At 44.0% G+C, this 1,188-nt stretch carries 1 protein-coding gene; it reads right to left on the reverse strand.

The window, feature by feature from the left end:
- Window positions 1–12 precede the first annotated feature (12 nt).
- On the reverse strand, window positions 13–1,188 hold a 1,176-nt coding region (tuf, locus tag CEV08_RS09250), incomplete at its 5' end, for an elongation factor Tu (RefSeq protein ID WP_100131288.1).

The following is a 1,188-nucleotide window of genomic DNA, read 5'->3' on the forward strand; positions in this document are numbered from 1 at the left end:
AACAAGCATTATTTATTCAATAATCTTGGAGACGATACCGGCACCAACAGTACGACCACCTTCACGAATAGCAAAACGAAGCTTTTCTTCCATCGCTATCGGCACAATCAGAGACACATCCATCGCAACATTATCCCCTGGCATAACCATTTCTGTCCCTTCTGGAAGCGTAACAATACCCGTAACATCCGTCGTACGGAAATAAAACTGAGGACGATAATTCGTGAAAAACGGCGTATGACGTCCGCCTTCATCTTTTGTCAAAATGTAAGCCTCTGCTTTAAAACGTGTATGAGGTGTAACAGACCCTGGCTTTGCCAATACTTGACCACGTTCAATCCCTTCCCGATCAACACCACGAAGCAGAGCACCAATATTATCACCCGCTTGTCCTTGATCTAAAAGCTTGCGGAACATTTCAACACCTGTGACCGTCGTCTTAGACGTTGGACGAATACCGATAATCTCGATTTCCTCTCCAACTTTAATAATGCCACGCTCAACACGACCCGTAACAACTGTTCCACGACCCGAAATCGAAAATACATCTTCTATCGGCATCAAAAATGGTTGATCAACAGGACGCTCAGGAGTTGGTATATAATTATCAACCTCACTCATTAAAAGACGAACCGCATCTTCACCAATGCTTTTATCCTTGTCCTCAAGGGCAGCCAATGCAGAACCTTTAACGATTGGCACATCATCGCCTGGGAAATCATATTTGGATAAAAGTTCCCGAACTTCAAGCTCTACAAGATCCAAAAGTTCTGTATCATCAACTTGATCAACCTTATTAAGAAAAACAACGATCGCAGGAACACCAACCTGACGAGCAAGCAAAATATGTTCACGTGTTTGAGGCATGGGACCATCAGCCGCGGAAACAACCAGTATCGCCCCATCCATCTGCGCTGCTCCAGTAATCATGTTTTTCACATAATCTGCGTGTCCTGGGCAGTCAACGTGGGCATAGTGACGATTTTCCGTTTCATACTCAACGTGGGCTGTAGAAATAGTAATACCACGTGCGCGCTCTTCTGGTGCTGCATCAATTTGATCATATGCTTTAAACTCACCAAAAAATTTCGTAATCGCTGCTGTCAACGAAGTCTTCCCATGATCAACGTGACCAATCGTACCTATATTAACATGCGGTTTTGTTCGTTCAAATTTGCTCTTCGCCAT

It is taken from the genome of Bartonella tribocorum, from assembly GCF_002778015.1.
In the GTDB taxonomy this organism is placed as follows: domain Bacteria; phylum Pseudomonadota; class Alphaproteobacteria; order Rhizobiales; family Rhizobiaceae; genus Bartonella; species Bartonella tribocorum_B.